This window comes from Paenibacillus sp. FSL R5-0527 (genome assembly GCF_038008055.1).
GTDB lineage: Bacteria > Bacillota > Bacilli > Paenibacillales > Paenibacillaceae > Fontibacillus > Fontibacillus macerans.
On sequence record NZ_JBBOYI010000001.1, the window covers coordinates 2,343,716 to 2,364,137 of the forward strand.

The following is a 20,422-nucleotide window of genomic DNA, read 5'->3' on the forward strand; positions in this document are numbered from 1 at the left end:
GACGCTGGAAAGGTAGGTGGGTTTGATGAAGATCAACTTAATGGGCAGGGGTTAGCATGAACTGTGAGGGCGTTGCTGAAAACGGAAGGGTTCAGGCTACAGCAAAATCACGGTCTTTTCGTTTCCCTCGCGTCTTGTCCTTGATCTCCTGTCTTGATCTCTTGTCCGGTCTGTTTCACCTCCTCGAAACCTGATTTCTTCTCCTATGGCCTATGCCCGTCTAAATTATCTCGAACCTATCTGCTTCTCCACCAAATTTTCTTCTCCCGAGCTTGTCTGTTTCTCTGATGCATGATCAACTCCCAGCTACCTGATCAAACGGGATAATCGTGCAAAGTCTCCGGACAGCGAGTGTTGATCTGCCGCCCACCCAACTTCCCTGTCCTCAAGCATTCAACGCAGGGGCCAAGCTGATGTTTGTTCTGCGAAAGTTGAGTTATGAATCTATATCTATTAACAATCATTTTACAAAAATTCAGAAAAAAAGCGTTCTCCGATAACAATTCCCCGCTAAACTTCTATGAAAATATGATAGATGAAGTTAGGGAGGAATCGGTTTGAAGAAAAGAGGTTCAAAAGCGGTTTCAACACTTTTGGCTGCGGCGTTACTCGTCAGCTTGGCAGGTCCGGGCGAATGGGTGGCCGCAGCGGAAAGCTCTGCCGCGGAAAACTCTCAGGTGACGCAGTCGGCCCACGGCTCGGAGGGAGCAGGAGGGGATGGGGCTGGTGCTGGTGCAAACGCCCCCCAAGCGGAGGATAGCGCCGCCGAAACAAACGCCGTCCATCCTGAAGCTGCCGCCGCCGGTGCGGATGCGGCCGGAACCGGCGGCAGCACCGGCCAGGCCCTGCTCGCCGCGGATAACGGGCTCGGTATTGCCGCGCAAAATTTGCCGCAAGCCGTTGTCGGCTCGCCATATTCGGCGACGATCGCCGTTTACGGCGGTGAGCCGCCTTATGGCTTTGCGGCGGAAGGGCTCCCGAACGGCCTCGATTTGGATGCTCAAAACGGGAAGATAACGGGAACCCCTGCTGCCGGCACGGAAGGCACCCATGAAATTAAAGTAACCTTGACGGACAGCGCGGCCGAACCTAGCCGGGCAGAAGCTGTTCTGCAGTTGACGGTTGCCGCCGGCCAGAAGCAGGCCCCCCTGGAGGACACGCTGCAGATCCGTAAAATCGCTTCTTATTCCGTGGGCGCTGCAAACGAGGACGGCGGTGTCGCCGAAATCGTCAAATACAACAAGGACAACGGAAAGTTTTATCTGGTAAACGGGTCGTCCGAACCGCCGAGCATCGATATCGTTCCGCTGGCGGAAGGCGGCGCGCTGACAAGGGAGAAAACGGTCGATGTCAAAAGCCTCGTTGAGAAGAACGGTTTTACATTCGGCGATTTGACGAGCCTTGACATTAACACGGCCACGAAAAAGATCGCCGCCGCCGTGCAGGAAGCCGATGCGGCCAAAAGCGGCAAAATCCTCGTGCTCGATTATGACGGGAATTTGCTGGATGAATACGAAGCCGGCGTTCAGCCCGACATGGTCAAGTATACCTCGGACGGCCGGTACATTTTGACGGCGGACGAGGGCGAGCCGCGCGAAGCCGGGATCGACCCCGAAGGCAGCGTTACGATCGTCGATACGGCGCAGGGACAAATCCGCCGCGTGAAGTTCGACGATCCGTCCGTGATCGATGACCTGGTGCATATCCGGGGCAAGGCCGACGCCGATGGCTTGATTGCCGGCAGCGGCGCCAAGGAAGACGCCGTCTTCGACCTGGAGCCCGAATATATCGCGCTCTCCGGCGACGAGACTATGGCATACGTATCCTTGCAGGAGAACAACGCGATCGCCGCGATCGATATCGGCAAAGCGGAGGTTCTTTACGTTCGCGGGCTTGGGTTTAAGGATTTGAGCGACCCGAACAACGCATTGGACCTGATTGAAGACCAAATCATCAATCTGGAAAACGTGCCGTTCAAAGGGATGTACATGCCGGACGGCATCGATGCCTACACGGTAGGCGGAAAAACATATTTGTTCACGGCCAACGAAGGCGACGCAACTGAATGGCCGGGGCGCACCAACGCAACTAAAATCAAAAAGTTGAGAGGGCTGGATCCGGACTCGCAAGCGGGACGCTTTTTACAGGAAAACGGTTCGCGGTACGGCGACGTGGAAACGGCCAGTGATATGGGCCCGGACGGGATTTATTTATATGGAGCCCGCTCGTTTTCGGTGTGGGATGCCGACACCATGCAGCAGGTATACGATAGCGGGAACGATTTTGAACGGGTGACGGCCGCACGTCTGCCGGACTATTTTAACTCCAACCACAGCAAAGCGAATTTCGATAAACGGAGTCCGAAAAAAGGCCCCGAGCCCGAATACGTCACCGTCGGTCAAGTCGGCAGCAAAGCGTTTGCTTTTACCGGGCTTGAGCGTATCGGCGGGGTGATGGTTTACGACGTGACTGATCCGGAAAATCCGGTCTTCGCCAACTACACGAATCCGCGCGATTTTAACGCGGGGCTGAACACGGATACCGGGCCGGAAGGGCTGGAGTTTGTGCCGGCTGCGGAAAGCCCGACAGGGCTGCCATTGCTGCTGGTCGCCAACGAAGTAAGCGGCACGGTAGCGGCTTTGGAGCTGCAGGTGACGAAGGTGAGCCTGGATAAAACCTCGCTGACACTCACCGCAGGCGGCGCGGCGGAAAAATTGACGGCAACGGTGACGCCGGCCGACGGTTCGGCAGGCAGCGGGGGAAAGGTCGTTTGGTCGACTTCCGATTCATCCGTCGCTGCCGTTGACGCGGACGGAACCGTTACGCCGGCGGCAGCCGGGCAGGCCGTAATTACCGCGTTAAGCGAAGACGGCTACGGCGTGGCCGAAGCTCAGGTGACGGTACGGCCCGCTCAGGTTGGCGGGGACACCTGGAAGCTGACGGTGATGCATACGAACGACACGCATGCGCATTTGGACGATGTGGCCAGACGCGCCACGCTGGTGAAGCAAATCCGCGCCGAGGGCGGAGACAGCTTGCTGCTGGACGCCGGGGACGTTTTTTCCGGGGATTTGTATTTCACCAAGTGGCAGGGTCTAAGTGATCTTGAATTTATGAATTACATGGGATATGACGCCATGACTTTCGGCAACCATGAGTTCGATAAAGGTACGGGGGTGCTGGCCGATTTCATCAAAAAAGCCCGGTTTCCGCTGGTCAGCTCCAATATCGCTTTCAGTAAGGACAGCAACATCGCGCCGCTCCTGAAATCGCCGGCCAACATCGACGTTAGCGCGCCGAAAACGACGGAGCACGCGGGCGTTTATCCTTATGTCGTTCTTGAAGTAGGGGGCCACAAGGTCGGGGTGTTCGGCCTGACGACGGAAGATACGGCCTATACGTCCAGCCCGGGCAAGGACGTGACGTTCAACGAAGCGGTTCAAGCCGCTGAAGCTACAGTCGCCGAGATGGAGCGGGACGGGCTGAACATCATCATCGGCCTCTCGCATCTCGGGTACGCACGGGATCAAAAGCTGGCCGCCGAAGTTGAAGGAATCGATTTGATCGTTGGCGGTCATACGCATACGAAGCTGGACGCGCCGGAAATTGTCACCGACAGCGTCCATCAAACGCCGACCGTCATCGTTCAGGCGAACGAATGGGGCAAGTACCTCGGCCGGGTGGACCTGGTGTTCGATGAGCAAGGCCGGGTTTTGACGGGTCCCGGACAAACATCGGGCAGCTTGGTTCCGGTGAACGGCCAGGTTGCCGAAGACGCCGCAGCGAAGGCGATGCTTGATCCTCTCAAAGCGGAGCTCGAAGAATTGAAGAAGCAGGTGATCGGAACGGCGGCGGTCGTTCTCGACGGTGAACGCGCCAATGTGCGTTCTAAGGAGACGAACCTGGGCAATCTGATCGCCGACGGCATGCTGGCCAAAGCGCAGCAGCTCAAAGGAGCGCAAATCGCCATTATGAACGGCGGCGGAATACGCGCCTCCATCGACCAAGGCGAGATCACGATGGGCGAACTGCGGACGGTGATGCCGTTCGGCAATACGCTATACGTGCTGGACGTCACCGGGCAGCAGTTGAAGGATGGATTGGAAAACGGGATCAGCGGAGCCAAGTTGACCGACCTTCCGGGCAAATTCCCGCAAATCGCCGGCATGACGTTTAAGTGGGATCCCGCCCAGCCGGCAGGAAGCCGTGTTTTTGACGTACAAATCAAGCAAGGCGGCGCTTATGTTCCGTTAAATCTGTCTTCCACTTACCGGCTTGCGACCAACAGCTTCGTGGCGAACGGCGGGGACGGCTACAGCTCCTTCGCCGCAGCGATCGCCGCTGGGGCTTATCACGAGGATCTCGGGTATCCCGATTACGAAATTTTTATCGAGAATATCGAGCGGCTGGGTGGTACGGTCTCTCCGGTCGTGGATGGCCGGATCGTCGAGCGGGCGAAGCCAAGCGGCGGTAACGGCGGCGGCAGCGGCGATAACGGCGGCGGCAGCGGCGGTAACGGCGGTGGAAGTGGTGGTAGCGGCGGTGGAAGTGGTGGTAGCGGCGGCAGCGGCGGGAAGGGTTCGTCAGGATCCGGAGGGGGGCCTACCCAGGGAACGGCTCCCCCGTCCGGGGAATCCGCCTCCGGAAATGCGGCGTATGAGCTTGTGGGCGATATGCTGCAGGTTGAAGTTGTCCGCAGCGCCGACGGCCAGACGGTGAATCAGGTCTCCGTCAAGCCTGAGGGGTTGAAGAACGCACTAGCGGCAGCCGCCTCAAGCAGCCGGGGTGAACTGGTGGTGAAGCTGACGGGCCTCGAGGGGGGGACCGTGATTTCCCTGCCTGCGGATACGCTCCTTTCGGTTAATAAAGACGGGGCTGTAAACGGGAATGTAACGCTGGCCATTCGTACTGCGCTGGCAAGCTATAGAATCCCGCTTCAGGCGATCATTTCGGGTAGTTCCGGTTTCATCGGTTCCGGCGTGTCAAGTTCATCCGGGGCGGGGGCATCCATACGAATTTCCATTTTATCGGCCAAAACGTCCGAACAGGCGGAGATCGCCAAGGCCGCCGCGAATCAGGGGGTAACCCTTACGGGCTCTGCGACAATCGGATTCAAAGTGCTGCTTCTTACTGCGGACGGTCAGGAGCGGGAAATCACGGATTTCGGGAACACGTACCTCAGCCGAACGATCCCGCTGCCGGCCGGAGTCGATAGTGGTTCGGCAGCAGCGGTTATGTACAATGAAGCGGCCGGAAAACTGGTTTTCGTTCCCGCGGTCAAGGTTATGGCGGACGGCAAACCTGCTTTAGAGCTGAAGCGTCCGGGCAATAGCTTGTACACGCTGGTCAGCGGCAGAAAACGGCAGTTTACCGACGTAAACGGGCATTGGGCGGAGCAAGCCATCGGCAAGCTGGCCTCCAAGCTGCTTGTGGAAGGCGTGAGCGAAACCCGCTTCGAGCCCGGACGGGAAATGACGAGAGCGGAATTTACGGCGCTGTTGGTTCGCGGGCTGGGGTTGACCCCAGCTCAAGAGGCGAACGTATTCAGCGATGTAGGGGCGGGAAATAGTCTCGCCGCTGAAATCGCCGCCGCGGTCGAATTCGGTCTCGTTACTCCGGATGCAACCGGCGCGTTTAAGCCAAATGAACGCATTACCCGGGCGGAGATGGCCGTAATGGTTGCGAAAGCGATGCGGCTGGTTAAGAACGGAAATGAGGGTACAGATGGCGGGGGTTCTGCCGGAACAAGCGCCGATACCGCTTTGCTGGCCCGTTTCACGGACCGCCCGGCAATCCCGGATTGGGCCGCGGCGGACGTGGCCCGGCTGGTTGAGCAAGGGATCATGCAGGGCGATAATCGCGGAGCTTTTGCCCCGAACGGACATACCACCCGCGCGCAGGCGGCCCTCCTGCTGATGCGGATGCTGCAGGCGCTGCAGTTTATCGATTAATATATTAGAGCAAATAATATATAAAGAGCAAAATGTAAAAGGGATGCGGCAGTTCGTCTGCCGCGTCCCTTTTTGTCGCCTTGGGTGTGTCTTAAGTTCGCTTTAAGTTCGCTTTAAGTTCGCTTTAAGTTCGCTTTAAGTTCGCTTTAAGTTCGCTTTAAGTTCGCTTTAAGTTCGCTTTAAGTGCGCTTTAAGTGCGCTTTAAGTTCGCTTTAAATGTGCTTTAAGTTCGCTTTAAATGCGCTTTAAGTGCGCCATAAGTGCGCTTTAGGTGCCTGTTATGTGCTTCTTTATGCTCCGGCCCCTCCCGTGATTGGAAAAATCCAATAGAATGGAACTCGACTAGCAAGTACAGCAACTAGATTGGATAATTCCAATAGATTTTGCTTGGCATGGCGCGAGACGGGTGGTTTGAGCGGATTCTATTGGATATTTCCAATGAGGGTTCCGTATTTCGTTTGATTTCCGGTCAATCTATTGGATTTATCCAATCACATTCACAGGAAGACATGTTCTAAAGCCAGGCTTCATCCGTATAGAAGCGCATTACCCAAACATGAAAACGGCTACGAGGTAGGAACGGGGCCTAACGCCTAAAAATGAGCCCAATGGCCGAACGCTGGCCCCTGCTCAAGCACGTGCCCTCACCGCTCAACTGCTGGCCCACGCTCGAACACACACCGGCGCTAAATGCTAATCCTGCTCGAATCGGGCCGACGCTCGAATACGTGCCCGATGCCTTACAAGTGAGACGGACAAGTGGGAGGCAAGCTCCCACTTGCTCGCCCCCAGCTACTTCACAAAATGGGACACCACAAATACCGCCGGGGAGTTCCAGTAGATCGTCACTTCATTGCCGGCGTAGCTAAGTGCGTCGTCGATGAAGCAGGCGGCCGGCGGTTTGCCCTGCAGATGCTCCTGCATGCAGTCGTCGTTCAGCCCGCGGTTGGGGCCGCCGGCCACTAAGCCGGGCACTGGCTCCTCCACGCCGTCGCCGACGGAAGGGCGGTGGTGCGGATGCCGGACCGCCCGGTCGCCGAAGCCGGTGACGTAGCTGTAGTCCAGCACGTTGCGGCCGAGCAAATAGTGCACATGCTCCAGCGCCAGTGCCTGATAGCGGATTTCGCCGCTAACCCTTGCGGCGATCAGCAGCAGCATCGCCCGGTTCAGGAGCACCATGTTGCTGCCCCAAATATAGTCCTCAGGCCGCAGCGAGGTCAGATAACCGTCCCCGGCGCAGCGCCGGGCCAGCCTTTCGGCCTCTTCAAGCAAACCTGCCTCCAGCGAGGCGCGGAGCGCGGCGTCAGCCATCGCTTTTTCCCCGAACAAGTAGGCGATCGTCCCGTAGCCGCCCATATCGGCCCAGCCCAGCTCGTATTTCGGAAAAGATTCCGCCGCCAGCCTCCGGAACGCCTCGTGATAGGCCGCTTTCCCCGTCGTCCGGAACAATTCGCCGGCGGCCCAGTACCGCTCGTCGAGGTCGACCGGGTCCCCGTATTCGCCCGTGGCGATGTCGGGCGGATTTTTGAAGCCGGGGTTTTCCGGCGACGCGGGATGCCGCTTAAGCCACTCCCACGCCCGTTCCGCCGCAGCCAGGCAGCGGTCCGCGAACGCCTCGTCGAACGGCCGGTACACCCGCGCCGCCAGCGCCATGACCCCGGCGAAGCAGCCGGTCGCCGCAGCGGAGACGGGCATAAAATATAGCTCCGCCCGGTCGTCCTCGGGCATTACGTCCAGCGCCGGAAATTGCTTTGTCGTGAGCTTGTGAAACGCTCCGCCCGTGTGCTCGTCCTGCATTTTCAGCAGCCACTCGAGCTCGTAGCGGCATTCGTGCAGGACATCCGGCGTCACGCCGTCCGTCTCCGGCAGCGGAACCGGCTTTTGGAACGCCTGCGGCGCCAATTCGTAAGCCAGCAGCAGATCGGCGGCCGCCTTGGCTCCCGGTCCGGTGTATTTGCCGTAATCACCGGCATCATGCCAGCCGCCGGAGCTGTCCCGCCTCCGGTCCGGCTCGCCGTAAACGATGCCCTCCGCCGTATGGCAGGCGGCGTGCGTCCACGGGCCGGCATACGGCTCCTCCAGTCCCGTGCCGCAGCGGAAGTAATAAAAAGCTTTGAGCAGACCGTGATGGAGTTCTGTATACGGGTTGCTGCTAATCTTAACCGAAGCGGATTTTTCCCCATTCAGTCTGACAAAGTAGCTGCCTTCCTCCGAACAAGCGGTAAAATCGCCCCGGCTGACGGCGATTCCCGATGCTTCATCATCCAGCGGCGGTTCGGTTTCCCCTCGGTAAACGGCTTCCCAGTCCGATTCCCGGACGACCTCAAACACTCCACCCTGGCCTGCATGGATGAAGGTCTTGCGGGCGTCCGGCGGATAGCCGAGCTGGTTCACTGTAATACCTCGCGGCGCCATGCCGCGCCCAGCAGGTTCATTCATCAACATCCCCTCCTTGAAAGGTAGTTCAAAAAGTTATCTTTTGATCACGAAGCAGATCACGAAGCAATCACGAAGCAGAACACGAAGCAGAACACGAAGCAGAACACGAAGCAGAACACGAAGCAGAACACGAAGCAGAACACGAAGCAGATCACGAAGCAGAACACGAAGCAGATCACGAAGCAGAACACGAAGCAGATCACGAAGCAGATCACGAAGCGGATCATGGAGCGGATCATGGAGCGGATCATGGAGCATCACGAAGCAGAACACGAAGCAGAACACGATGCAATCACGAAGCAGATCATGCAGCGGAAGCAGCGTTGAAATCGTAATCGCTTTCATGCATCTATCTTCATATTTGCATGCCGCGTGAATCTTGGCAAGGCGCAAAAAAGCGGCAATCATGAATATTTTGCAAAATTTGGAATGAAACTAACCGGGATAACGTTTGCGGGAGGTGCCGGGGATGAGCAATGACACACCGATATTAAAAAAGCTGGCCCATAACGAACAGCAGCTTCGCCAGTCGTTTGACCGCTGCTCCGACATCGTGTTCCGTCCGGTTTCCGTACATGGTGCGGAAGTCATCTTATTAATCTATACGGAAGGAATGACCGATACCCAACTGCTGGATCAGATCCTGCTTCGCCTTTGGCTGAGCGAGGGGGAAGCGGAGCGGCTCCCCAAGCCGGAACAATTCGGCAGGTTTGTTGAGGACACGCTGGCGGCGGCTGCCCAGGTGAAAAAGACTTCGCAATACGCTTCCCTGATCGAAGGGGTATTGGAGGGGCAGACGGCGATTTTGTTCGAAGGGCAAAGCTATGCGCTGCTTGCGGATTTAATCAAAATGGAGCAGCGGGGCATCGAGGAGCCCCCTTCCGAAAAGGTGGTGCGCGGACCGCGGGACGCTTTTACGGAAACGATCAGCGTCAACACGTCCCTGCTGCGCCGAAGAATCCACAGTCCCAGCCTTAAGATGGAGTCGATGTCGATCGGCGAACTGACGGGGACCGAAGTGAAGCTGGTTTATATGGAGAACGTTGCCAAGCCGTCGCTGGTCGAAGAGGTCCGGAAACGTCTGGGCAAAATCCGCATCGATGCGCTAAACGGCTCCGGGATTTTGGAGGAATTGATCGAAGAGCAGCCCTACTCCCCGTTTCCGGAAATTCAAAATACGGAACGGCCCGATGTGGCCGCAGGGTCGCTGCTGGAGGGCAAAGTCGTTATTTTGATGGATAACAGCCCGTTCGCCTTGATTTGTCCGATGACCTATTGGTCCGGTTTGCAGTCGCCCGAAGATTATCACGAACGTTTTATCTACACCACCTTTGTCCGCTGGGTCCGTTATATTTTTGTCCATACTTCCTTGCTGCTGCCTTCCCTTTACGTCGCGCTGACGACGTTTCATCCGCAGGTGCTGCCGACATCCCTGCTGGTCAGCGTGGCGTCGGCCCGGGAGGGCGTTCCGTTTCCGGCGGTGTTCGAGGCGCTCTTGATGGAGTTCCTTTTCGAAGGGCTCAGGGAGGCGGGGATCCGTCTTCCGAACCAAATCGGATCGGCGGTAAGTATTGCCGGAACCCTGGTTATCGGTCAAGCGGCCGTGGAAGCCGGAATCATCTCGGCGCCGATGGTCATTATCGTGGCTACCACGGGGATCGCTTCCTTTGCGTTTCCCCGTTACAATCTGGGAACCGCCTACCGGATGCTGCGCTTCCCGTTGTTGATCGTTTCCGGCATGTTCGGTTTTTACGGGATCGTGTTGTTTATTACCGCATTGACGATTCATTTGGTATGTCTTAAGTCCTTTGGCGTCCCGTACATGACCCCGCTTGGTCCCAGCACGGTTTCCCGGGAAAGCGCCGACGATGTGCTGGTGCGGGGACCGACCTGGAACATGCCCAAAACGCAGCGGCATTCCCTAACGAGAGCGAGCGCGGACCCTATGCCGGGCGCAAACGATGCGGGCAAGAAAAACAAGGAGTGAGACCATCATGCGTTTGAAGCTGGGGACGGCTTTTTTGGCTTGTGTGCTGCTGACGACCGGCTGCTGGGACCGGCAGGAAATGAATGACCGGGCGATCATTTTGGGCTGGGGGATGGACCTGAACGGGGACGGCCGGTACGTTGCCACGGCCAACATCGTCGTTCCCGGGGGTACAAAGTCGGGAGGGACCGAGGGCGGGAAAAACCAATATCTCATCGAGACCGCCTATGGCACGAGCGACGGCGATGCCGGTCAAAATATGCAAAAAAAGCTGCCCCGCGTCATCTTCGCCAGCCACCGGAGGAACGTGTTTATCGGCGAGGCGCTGGCCAGGAACGGGATCGCGGATGTGCTTGACGAATATGCCCGCAATCCGCTGGTCAGGCTGCGGACGAATATTTTTGTCGTCAAGGGAGGAACGGCGCAGGAAGCTATGAGCCTGGGCAGCCGGCTGGAAAAAAATCCGACGATCAGCGTGCAAAAAATACAGGAGGTGATGGGCGCCCCGGTGAGCCGTTCTTTGCTCGATTTTTTCATCATGGCGAATGGGGCGTCGGGAGGCAGCGTGATACCGATCGTGGAGATCGTCTCTCCCGCGCAAACGGCAAAGAAAGGCGAAGATACGGACAACGCGGCAGGTTCGGAGTTGGCGCTGACAGGCTCGGCGGTATTCGACCGCAACCTCAAATTGAAAGGTTATTTGGGGTATGACAATTTTTGGGTTCGGTTATGGATCACGCAAAAACTTGACCATCGCGTGTTTACGATCCGTATGGGGAAGGAGCGCGAGACGGTAACGATTCCTGCGATGAGGTTCAAAAGCCGGATTGTGCCGAAGATCAACGGTGAAGAAGTCAGCTTTACAGTTTGGCTTAGCGGGGAAGGCGAAATCAACGAAAACAACGCAAACCTGGATCTGTCCAAGCCGGACAACGTCAAAAAAGTAGAGGACGAACTGAACCGCCGGTTGACGGAAAAGGTGGAGCAGACGGTGGCCCTGGTGCAGAAGCAATATAGGGCGGATATTTTCGAACTGGGAGAGACGCTGCATCGCAAGCACCCCTATGTTTGGAAAAGGATGAAAAAGGATTGGGACAGGCGGTTCGTAAACGCGGACATTGAATTTCGGGTTCACATGAAAATATCTGGCACGGGGCTTACGGGAAAATCCCTGGTTCCCGGCGTGGAGGACAAGGATAACGGTGCGAATCAGCAATAGACAGCTCTTTTGGCTTGTATGGACGTTTGAAATGGGGATCAATCTGTTGATTTCTTTGAACTTCTCCATTACCGACGCAAAGCAGGATGTCTGGATTTCCTTGATCATCGCCTGGTTGGCCGCCATGCTGATCGCGTATCTGGCGTTTAAAGTCAGCCGGTTATATCCCGGCCAAACTTTGCTTGAGTTCAGCATTTCGATCTTGGGCAAATGGCCGGGCAAGCTCGTTGGACTCCTGTACTTGCTTCAATGGTATTGGGTGATGGGGATCATTTTGCGCGAACAGTTTAGCTTTATCCGGCTAAGTATGCTGCAGAAAACGCCGGACCTGGTCATAGCGGTCAGTTTTTTGGCGATCGCCGTTTACGCGGTCCGCAAAGGCGGAATAGTCGGCCTTGGCCGTTTCAGCGAGCTTTGGGGTCCTGTGCTGCTGTTTGTTCTGCTTCTAACCTTCGCCCTGTCGATGCGCAATTTGAACCTGGGCGCCTTGCTTCCGGTTTATGCCGATACGGAGGCGCTTGCCATTCTAAAGGGCAGTCTGACGCCGATGTCCCTGCTCGGCGAAATCGCGTTCATCACGATGCTGGTTGCTTTCCTGGAAAAACCGGATCGGTCCGCCCTGCGCAACGTATGGCTGGGGGTAACGGTAGCTTCGCTGATCCTGGCGATCGGCGCGGTATGGGTGATTATGACCTTTGGTCCGGCATTATCGTCCAAAATCCAGTTTCCGTTTTTCGAAATGGTCAAGCTGGTTTATTTAATGGAATTCATTCAGAATATGGATATTTTTTTGGTGGCGATCTGGTTGATCAGCGTGTTTATCAAGCTGACCGTTTATTTGTTTATCGCCAGCTACGGAACGGCCCAATGGATCGGCAGACCGGCCGGCTGGAAAAACTGCATATGGTTCGTGGCCGCGGTTACGCTGGCCGTATGTATGGCGGTCGTTCGCTTGAACCCCTCATCCAGGATGCTGCTGACCGAGGTATGGATCAATTATGTGCTGCCGCTGCATTTTTTTGCGATCCCCTTACTGCTGCTTCTTGTAGGTACGTTCAGAAAGAATAGAAAAAAAGGTGAATCATGACCCAAACCCTCGACTCTTCTATATTAGTATGTTATCATGAGAATCTGATAACGTATTAACGAACTAAAGCGTTCGGCGGAGTTGCTAAATTATTGGGGGAGAGTCACTATGAAACTGAAAAATATCGCTTTAATAGGTTTGGTCCTGACGGTTATGCTGACGGCGCTGGCCGGCTGCTCCGGTTCCGGTTCCGGAAAGGGAGGCAATACGCTGATCATCGGGATTGACGATAAATTCGCGCCGATGGGCTTCCGCGACGAAAAGAACGAAATCGTCGGCTTCGATATCGATTACGCCAAAGCGGCTGCGGAGAAGATGGGCATGGAGGCCACCTTCCAGCCGATCGATTGGTCGTCCAAGGAGTCTGAGCTAAACAGCGGCCGGATCGATCTGATCTGGAACGGCTACACCATCACCGAGGAACGGAAGGGAAAAGTGCTGTTCACGAAGCCTTATCTGAAAAACAGCCAGGTGATCGTCACGCTGGCGGATTCGCCGATTTCTTCGATCAAGGACCTGGCCGGCAAAGTCGTCGGGCTCCAATCGCTGTCTTCCGCGGCGGACGCGTTGAACGCCGATCCGATCAAGTCCGAGATCAAGACGGTTACGGAATTTCCGGACAACGTGCTGGCGCTCAGCGACTTGAAGACAAAGCGGCTCGACGCGGTCGTCATCGATGAAGTCGTGGCGAGATATTACATGTCCAAAGAAGAAGGCGCCTTTAAAATTCTCGGCGAGTCGCTCGCTCCGGAGGAATACGGAATCGGCGTGAAAAAGGGCAACGAAGAGCTGCTGAACAAGCTGCAGAAAGCTTTGGACGAACTGAACCAGGACGGGACGGCCGCCCGGATTTCGGAAAAATGGTTCGGCGAAGACAAGGTGCTGAAGTAAGGAGCCTGGAGCGAAGAACACGGGGAAACCCGGAAGCTGGAAACGCGCAGGGGCGAGGACAAAACCGGATTGAACGCGATCCGGTTTTTCTGGTTCTTTCGGCGAGTAAGCCGGGCTTAGCATGTAGCCGACCGCCGTCATGCAGCGCAACACCGCGCGCTGGGAGCTGCGCGCCGGACCGCGCTTCCGTTGATTCCGTCAATAAAGGGGATGCGAGATGAGTTTGAGTTATTTTTTCGATATTTTGGGGCCGATGCTGGAAGGTATGCGGATGACGCTGCTGCTGTTTGCGCTGGCGATCGTAACGTCGATTCCGCTTGGCTTCGCGTTTACGTTTATGGCGAGAAGCCGGGTGAAGCCGGTCGCCTGGTTCGCGAACGCCTACATCTATGTGATGCGCGGAACGCCGCTGCTATTGCAGATGCTGTTTATCTGCTTTGGGCTGCCCGTCATTCCGGGCATCGGCGAATATTTGGTGATGGACCGCTTCGCGGCGGCCTGTTTGGCGTTCACTTTGAATTACGCGGCGTATTTTGCCGAGATTTTCCGCGGGGGGTTGCTGGCGATCGACAAAGGCCAATACGAAGCGGCCAAAGTGCTTGGCTTAAACCGCTGGCAAACGACGTCCCGGATCATATTGCCGCAAATGGTGCGGATCGCCCTGCCGGCCGTTTCGAACGAGTCGATTACGCTGGTGAAGGATACGGCCCTGCTGTACGCCGTGGCGGTTCCGGAACTGCTGCATTTTGCCCAAACGGCGGTGAACCGGGATTTTACGATTATGCCGTTCGTGCTCGCCGGGATCATTTATTTGCTGCTGACATTGGTGCTGACGCTGCTGTTTAAAGCGCTGGAACGGAAGTTCAAATTCGAATAAAGGGTTGAATAAACGGGTATGAAAATCGTGGAAGTAACGAAATTGCAAAAATCGTTCGGTTCGCTGCCGGTGCTGAAGAACGTTTCCTTTACCGTGGATACGAGCGAGGTGGTGGCCGTCATCGGGCCGTCCGGCTCCGGCAAAAGCACGATGCTGCGCAGCCTGGCCCACTTGGAGGAGGCGGACGGCGGGAGCATTCGGATCGGGGACGACTATTTGGTCGAGGACGGCCGGTATGCCGGGAACGCGCAAATCAAAAAGATTACGGCGCGCATGGGCATGGTATTCCAGCATTTCAACCTGTTCCCGCATCTGACGGTGCGCGGCAACCTGGAGCTGGCGCCGAAGCTGGTAAAGCGGGTGCCGGCCGTGGACATCCGCCGCAGGGCGTCCGAATTGCTGGACAAGGTCGGCTTGCTGGATAAGGCGGACGCTTACCCGGCGAATTTGTCCGGCGGCCAGAAGCAGCGGGTGGCGATCGCCCGGGCGCTGATGATGAACCCGGAGCTTTTGCTGTTTGACGAGCCGACCTCGGCGCTCGATCCGGAGCTGACCGGCGAGGTGCTGCAGGTGATGAAGCAACTGGCCGAAGAGCGGATGACGATGATTGTGGTGACGCATGAAATGGGGTTTGCCCGGGAGGTGGCGGACCGCGTGATGTTTATGGCCGACGGGGAGTTCATCGAATCGGGGGCGCCGGAGCAGCTGTTCGGCCAGCCGCGGCATGAACGGACGCGAGCATTTTTGCAGCGGGTGTTGTAGAATCATAAATGTTCGCGTGTTTGCGAAATGCTGCAAGAGGATAGAGGTGCTCGTCATGACAAAAGAGTATGCGCCAGCCACCGTAGTTTCTACGGCGGCCAACTATATTATGGACCGCGAAGAACGGTTCACGCATACGTACCGGACTTATTTTAAACTAAGGGAAAACGGCCCGCTTCAGCTCCGGTTTTGGCACAGCAATGCCGTGGACTCCACCTGGGATACCGGAACGGTGGCCAAGGGCAGCCAGCTTGGCGGAGCGTGGCGGATCGAGGCCGCCTATGTGGCCGACGGCGGCAAGGAGCCGGACGGCGCGGTGGCGCCGGGCTCGCAGGTCCCGGTCACGTTTGACGGGGAAAGCGGGAAGGCGGTGGAACCGGGAGAGACGTTTTGGAGCGATCCCGTACATATCGAGCTGCCGGAAGGACATTATTTGGCGTTCACCTGGACGATTACGGCGCCGGCGGCGGGCAAAACGTTCCCGTACAACGTGGAACAGATGCTGGTGTCGGCCTACGATGCCCCCGGCCGTCATACGGACGAGGAATCGGCGGAGCCGTTTGCGCTGTCCGAGAAATTGCTGGTGGCGCCCGCTTTTATCGGTTATGCCAAGCCGGTGGAGCGGCAGTTGACGTTTTTCGGCGACTCCATCACCCAAGGGGTTAGAACGACGCTGGACGGCTACGAATATTGGGTTGCGCGGATCGCCGAAGGATTGGGGACACGGTACGGGGTATGGAATCTCGGCTCCGGGTGGGCGAGAGCGTACGACGCCGCGGCGGATGGCGCCTGGCTGGGTAAGGTGAAGCACGGGCAGGGGGAGCATCCCGGTTCGCAGGTGATCCTGGCGCTGGGCGTCAACGACATCGACATCGGCGCCCGGACGGCCGAACAGCTGCTTGGTGACCTGGAAACGATCATATCCCTGTTGAAAAAAAACGATCCCGCCACGGAAATCATTCTGTTCACCGTACCGCCGTTTAATTTCAGCGGAGCGCGCGAGCAGGTGTGGCGGAGCGTCAACGCCGCGATCCGGGCCGCCTCTATCCCGGGGGTGGACCGGGTGTTCGATATGGCGGCGCTGCTGTCCCGGCCGGCTCCGGAGGAACATCGGCTCAGACCGGAATTTATGAGCCCCGGTGACGATCCGCACCCCAACGGGTTTGCCGGCAAAGTGGTGGCGGAGGCTTTTTTGAAGTGGTACGTGGAATAAACAAATAGAAACCGTCCGGTTATCGGACGGTTTCTATTTGTCGTTTAAACCGGGGGACCTTTCGCGGTTTTACCGTTAAATAAGGCTTGGGCCTAGATATCGGCCCAATGACAATACCGGCGCAATGACAATACCGGCCCATGACATAACTAGCGCATGACAGCCGGCGACTGGAACGGCGAACCATCGGCTGAGCCCTCAAAATAGCGGCACTTTAGGTACTTATTATCCAGAGGCAGGCATGTTTCTCCCCATTAGCGGTATTTTTTGTCCCTATTTTCCTATGAAGGGTCCAGGATAGGGCATTTCCCTGCGATCCTAGGATAATAGCGACATAACTCGCCTCTATTTCTCTCAAGTTGGCTGATATCGCCGAAATAACGACCTTTTTTGTCCCTATGCCGCTTTTCAACTTTTTACTTCCCCCGGTATTCCCTAGGCGACTGACCCACCTGCTTCTTGAACACCTTGCTGAAATACTTCACGTCGTGGAATCCGACCATTTCGGCGATATCCTGCAGCTTCAGATGCGGGTTCAGCATAAGCAGCTTGGCCTTGTCGATCCGGTATTTGCCCAGGTAATCCGAGAAATTGATGCCATAGTCCTGCTTGAATTTCCGGGACACGTATTCGCGGCTTACGTAAAAACGGTTGGCGATGTCCTGCAGCGACAAATCGGACTGGTAGTTCTGCTCGATGTATTTGACGATGTCGGCGAACGTGCTTTTGTCGCGCGCCTGCTGCCGGGAGATGACGTCCGCCAGTCCGGTCATGACTCGCTCCGCCCAGTCGCTCCAGGCATAATGCGAGAAGGTGTAGCTGTCGGCCGAGGGGGGAGCGTGCCCGGCATCGTCCCGCTCCAGCTCCGTCAACACACTATCGGTCTTATCGCCAAGCGTTTCCCGGATCAGCCCCGAGCGAAACGACAAAATATCGGACGTCCACGCGGCCAGCATTTCCGGCGTTACCGTTCCCAGCCGGCTGAGCTCGTCGATCCATTTGCGGCTTGCCGCGGCAATCTGGGCCGGGTCCGCGCTCCTGACCGCCAGCTTCCAGTCCTCCTGCACTTTGGCGAAGGTCAAGGAGAGGCTTCCGCCGGTCCCCGGCCCAGCGGCGGCGGAGCCGGCAAGGAGCGTATGGATATGCTTGTCCGGCTCCAGCAGGTTCCGGCGGCGGAGCGCCGCCAGCGCCTCGGCGTACTGCCGGGGGAGGCTTTGCGGGAGTTCCCCGGCGGCGGCGAGACCAAAATGCAGCCGCCGCTGCAGCGTCGCATACAGCCCGTCGTTGATTTGCGCGATCAGCTCCGGCGCCCGTTCCGGCTCCGCCCAGAGCAGCAGCACGATCTCCGTCTGCGCGCCCCAATGCTTGAAAGCGACCCCGCTATGGTCCGGCAGCAGAAATTCGTTGCAGACATTGATCAGCGCGAAATGGAGCAGATCGCTGTTGCCCGCGAAGCGCTGCAGCAGGGAGGCGTCGCCGGGGTCGACCTGGGCCAGCATGAGCCTGATCGCGGCGACTTCCCCGGGGATTACGCCTTCCTGGCGCAACCTGCGCAGCGAAGATTCGGCCGCGCCGGGCTCGTCGATCAGCGAGGAGAGCAGCTTTTCGCCGTAAATCGGTTTGATTTCGTTGAGCCGAATGCTGCGGTGCTGCTGATCCAGCCGTTCCTGCTCCTCGCGCCGGATCTGCTCCATCGCTTTGGCCACGGCGGCGTTGATCGCTTCGGGTTCGATCGGCTTGAGAATATAGTCGATCCCGCCGTGGCGCACGGTGCTGCGCACAAAATCAAAATCGTCATGGCCGCTGACGACGATGAACTTGATGTTCCCGGCATGCTCGCGCACCCATGCCATCAGGTCGAGGCCGTGGCCCGAAGTCATCATCATGTCCATAATGACCAGCGAAGGAGCCGATCTTTGAATCATTTCGATCGCTTCATTCCCCCCGTCAGCTTCTGCGATTTCCCGGATGCCGTGCGCTTCCCAGTCAACAAGCAGCCGAACGGCCTTCCTTACGCGCGCTTCATCGTCAACAATCAATGCCTTCATCGGTTCACACTCCACTCTATGGACTAACTCAAGCTTTTCTATAGTTCAAATTTAGTTCAACTTTTTACTGCGGCTGAGCCGGAATGATTAGCGTAATCCGCACCCCGGCCGGTTCCAGATTGGTTACGGTCAATGCAGCTTCATCGCCGTATACGAGCCGCAGCCGGGTCAATACGTTCATCAGGCCGATGGACGATGAGCCCGGTTCCTTGCCCGGGTTGCCGGGACCGCTCTCCTGGGGAGCGTCGGATAGCTCGCGCAGCTTCCGCTGCAATTGCGCCAGCTTGTCCTCCGGGATGCTCGCTCCGTTGTTGTCCACCGTGATTTGGACGAGTCCGTCCGGCGTCCGCGCGGCGGCGAGCCGCACCCATCCGTCCGTGCCCGCGCGGTCGATGCCGTGCTTGAAGTAGTTTTCCATAATCGGCTGCAAAATGAGTTTGGGCATCGCCACCTGCAGCAGCGGCTCGGCGACCTCGCACCGGTAAGCAAAGCGGTTCTCGAACCGTTCCTTCTGCAGCTCCACATATGCCTTGACGTGTTCAAGCTCGTCCTTTAGCGTCACGATGCGGTCGCCCGAATGCATGCTGTAATGCATCATTTTGGCCAGGGACGAGATCAGGGTGTAGATTTGGGGCACCTTCAGCTCCAGCGCCAGCGTGCCGATAATCTGCAGCGTATTGTTGAGAAAATGCGGGTTGATTTGTGCCTGCAGCGCCCGCAGCTGGTTGTTTTTGCTGGACAATTCGAGCTTGTACTCCCGCAGGATCAAATTGTTAATCGTGTCCATCATCGTGCGGAACCGTTCGGTCAGCAGCCCGACTTCATCATTTCCGGCCGGCAGGACGTCGACGTTCAGATTGCCGGTCTTCACCTGGCTCATATAGTTGGACAGCCGTTTGATCGGCGCGGTGACGCGGATCGAGATCAGGATGGTCGCCGTCAGAATGACGAGCAGCGCCAGGCCGAACAGCATCAAATTGATCGTGACCGCCTGGTTGGCCTCGCGGAGCAGATAGGATTTCGGAATCTCCTTGATCAAGGTCCAATGGGCCCCGTAATGATCGATTCGCTGATAAATAAACATGGAGCCGTTCTCTTCAAAGCTGCCCTGTTCTCCGGGCGATCCGGCAAGCTTTTCCGTATACCAGCTGTCGTACAGCGCGCGGCCGATTCGCTCGGGCTGATCCGCGTAGACGATCCGGCCGGCATCGTCTGTAATATACAGTTTTTCCTCGTTGCGGTCGTAAAGCTGCTCTACGATGTCCTGCAGCGCGGTCAACTTCACGTCGATGGACAGATAGCCGAGCGGGGTGTCGGACGGAATCTGTTCGATGCGCCGGTGCAGGGAAAATACCTGCTCGTAGGTTGCTTGCTGAAAAGGGAGGGTCATGCCGTACAGATGGCTCATATGCGTGCCCTCGACCGCCAGTACTTCGCCCTGCGGAGGAACCGATCCTTTGTAGGGCGCCGCTCCCTGCCAGCGTTTGGGGATATTTTGCGTAATCAGCGTCGCCTTGCTGTCTTTAACGCCAAACAGGTACACCTGAAAAATATCGGGCATGGACTTGTAAATGTAATTGAGCGAAGCGTAAATGTCGATATTGGCGGACATGTCGTCGTAACCGGCATTCAGCAACCGGTAGAACTCGGAATCGGAATAGACCGTGAGCGAAATGCGGTTGATTTCCCCCAGCAGGCTGTCTATATTGCGGTACCCTTGATACAGCAAATTCGTATTTTCCTCGACCGCCCGGGTTTTCAGGGATTCCGTCGTCAGCGAATAGCTGATGAACATGACCGCGATGATGCAAAGGGCGATGGGAAGGATCATAAAGACTATCAATTTCGTCCGAATACTGGTCCATTTCATGTTGTGCACATCCGATCAATATTTTACACCTTAGTGATCACTTCCGTAGGTGTAATGGGCGTCAAATTAACTACATAA

12 protein-coding genes are annotated in these 20,422 nt (G+C 57.0%); 8 read left to right on the plus strand and 4 right to left on the minus strand.

Annotation, left to right across the window (positions count from 1 at the left end; translation table 11 throughout):
- Positions 1-557: 557 nt before the first annotated feature.
- Positions 558-5,951 (plus strand): choice-of-anchor I family protein, encoded by a 5,394-nt coding sequence (locus tag NYE69_RS10250; protein WP_340926078.1) that lies wholly within the window; start codon positions 558-560, stop codon positions 5,949-5,951.
- Positions 5,952-6,743: 792 nt separating this feature from the next.
- On the opposite strand, the gene NYE69_RS10255 is transcribed toward NYE69_RS10250, so the two are convergent.
- Positions 6,744-8,390, minus strand: coding sequence for a glycoside hydrolase family 9 protein (locus NYE69_RS10255; RefSeq protein WP_340926079.1), 1,647 nt, complete (start codon positions 8,388-8,390; stop codon positions 6,744-6,746).
- 33 nt (positions 8,391-8,423) lie between these two features.
- Positions 8,424-8,735 carry a hypothetical protein gene (locus tag NYE69_RS10260; protein ID WP_340926080.1) on the minus strand — a complete coding sequence of 104 codons (312 nt, stop codon included), beginning with the start codon at positions 8,733-8,735 and terminating at the stop codon, positions 8,424-8,426.
- Positions 8,736-8,859: 124 nt separating this feature from the next.
- Between NYE69_RS10260 and NYE69_RS10265 the strand changes: the two genes are divergently transcribed.
- The 7 genes from NYE69_RS10265 (at position 8,860) to NYE69_RS10295 (ending at position 16,426) form a co-directional block, all read left to right on the plus strand.
- Positions 8,860-10,377: a spore germination protein gene (locus NYE69_RS10265; protein ID WP_340926081.1), complete on the plus strand. Its 1,518-nt coding sequence runs from the start codon at positions 8,860-8,862 to the stop codon at positions 10,375-10,377.
- Between the two features lie 7 nt (positions 10,378-10,384).
- Positions 10,385-11,596 (plus strand): Ger(x)C family spore germination protein, encoded by a 1,212-nt coding sequence (locus NYE69_RS10270; RefSeq protein ID WP_340926082.1) that lies wholly within the window; start codon positions 10,385-10,387, stop codon positions 11,594-11,596.
- A complete protein-coding gene (locus tag NYE69_RS10275) occupies positions 11,580-12,683 on the plus strand; it encodes a GerAB/ArcD/ProY family transporter (RefSeq protein ID WP_340926083.1) in 1,104 nt (367 codons plus the stop codon). Before NYE69_RS10270 ends, NYE69_RS10275 begins: the two co-directional genes overlap by 17 nt.
- 108 nt (positions 12,684-12,791) lie before the next feature.
- A complete protein-coding gene (locus tag NYE69_RS10280) occupies positions 12,792-13,574 on the plus strand; it encodes an amino acid ABC transporter substrate-binding protein (protein WP_340926084.1) in 783 nt (260 codons plus the stop codon).
- A 217-nt stretch (positions 13,575-13,791) separates the two neighbouring features.
- Complete coding sequence (locus NYE69_RS10285) at positions 13,792-14,451, plus strand: amino acid ABC transporter permease (protein ID WP_036625413.1); 660 nt, start codon at positions 13,792-13,794, stop codon at positions 14,449-14,451.
- Positions 14,452-14,469: 18 nt separating this feature from the next.
- Positions 14,470-15,213 (plus strand): amino acid ABC transporter ATP-binding protein, encoded by a 744-nt coding sequence (locus NYE69_RS10290; RefSeq protein ID WP_340926085.1) that lies wholly within the window; start codon positions 14,470-14,472, stop codon positions 15,211-15,213.
- A 55-nt stretch (positions 15,214-15,268) separates the two neighbouring features.
- Positions 15,269-16,426 (plus strand): SGNH/GDSL hydrolase family protein, encoded by a 1,158-nt coding sequence (locus NYE69_RS10295; protein WP_340926086.1) that lies wholly within the window; start codon positions 15,269-15,271, stop codon positions 16,424-16,426.
- Between the two features lie 416 nt (positions 16,427-16,842).
- Here the strand turns inward: NYE69_RS10295 and NYE69_RS10300 are convergent, their stop codons facing one another.
- Both NYE69_RS10300 and NYE69_RS10305 read right to left on the minus strand, forming a co-directional pair.
- Complete coding sequence (locus tag NYE69_RS10300) at positions 16,843-18,474, minus strand: response regulator transcription factor (protein WP_340926087.1); 1,632 nt, start codon at positions 18,472-18,474, stop codon at positions 16,843-16,845.
- Between the two features lie 64 nt (positions 18,475-18,538).
- Positions 18,539-20,344: a cache domain-containing sensor histidine kinase gene (locus NYE69_RS10305; RefSeq protein ID WP_340926088.1), complete on the minus strand. Its 1,806-nt coding sequence runs from the start codon at positions 20,342-20,344 to the stop codon at positions 18,539-18,541.
- Positions 20,345-20,422: the final 78 nt, after the last annotated feature.

Excerpts from the sequence above, each read along its gene's own strand:
- NYE69_RS10290 (WP_340926085.1), top strand. The coding sequence starts at position 14,470 with ATGAAAATCGTGGAAGTAACGAAATTGCAAAAATCGTTCGGTTCGCTG.
- NYE69_RS10285 (WP_036625413.1), top strand. The coding sequence starts at position 13,792 with ATGAGTTTGAGTTATTTTTTCGATATTTTGGGGCCGATGCTGGAAGGT.
- NYE69_RS10270 (WP_340926082.1), top strand. The coding sequence starts at position 10,385 with ATGCGTTTGAAGCTGGGGACGGCTTTTTTGGCTTGTGTGCTGCTGACG.
- NYE69_RS10255 (WP_340926079.1), bottom strand. The coding sequence starts at position 8,390 with ATGAATGAACCTGCTGGGCGCGGCATGGCGCCGCGAGGTATTACAGTG.
- NYE69_RS10260 (WP_340926080.1), bottom strand. The coding sequence starts at position 8,735 with ATGAAAGCGATTACGATTTCAACGCTGCTTCCGCTGCATGATCTGCTT.
- NYE69_RS10280 (WP_340926084.1), top strand. The coding sequence starts at position 12,792 with ATGAAACTGAAAAATATCGCTTTAATAGGTTTGGTCCTGACGGTTATG.
- NYE69_RS10300 (WP_340926087.1), bottom strand. The coding sequence starts at position 18,474 with ATGAAGGCATTGATTGTTGACGATGAAGCGCGCGTAAGGAAGGCCGTT.
- NYE69_RS10265 (WP_340926081.1), top strand. The coding sequence starts at position 8,860 with ATGAGCAATGACACACCGATATTAAAAAAGCTGGCCCATAACGAACAG.
- NYE69_RS10295 (WP_340926086.1), top strand. The coding sequence starts at position 15,269 with ATGACAAAAGAGTATGCGCCAGCCACCGTAGTTTCTACGGCGGCCAAC.
- NYE69_RS10305 (WP_340926088.1), bottom strand. The coding sequence starts at position 20,344 with ATGAAATGGACCAGTATTCGGACGAAATTGATAGTCTTTATGATCCTT.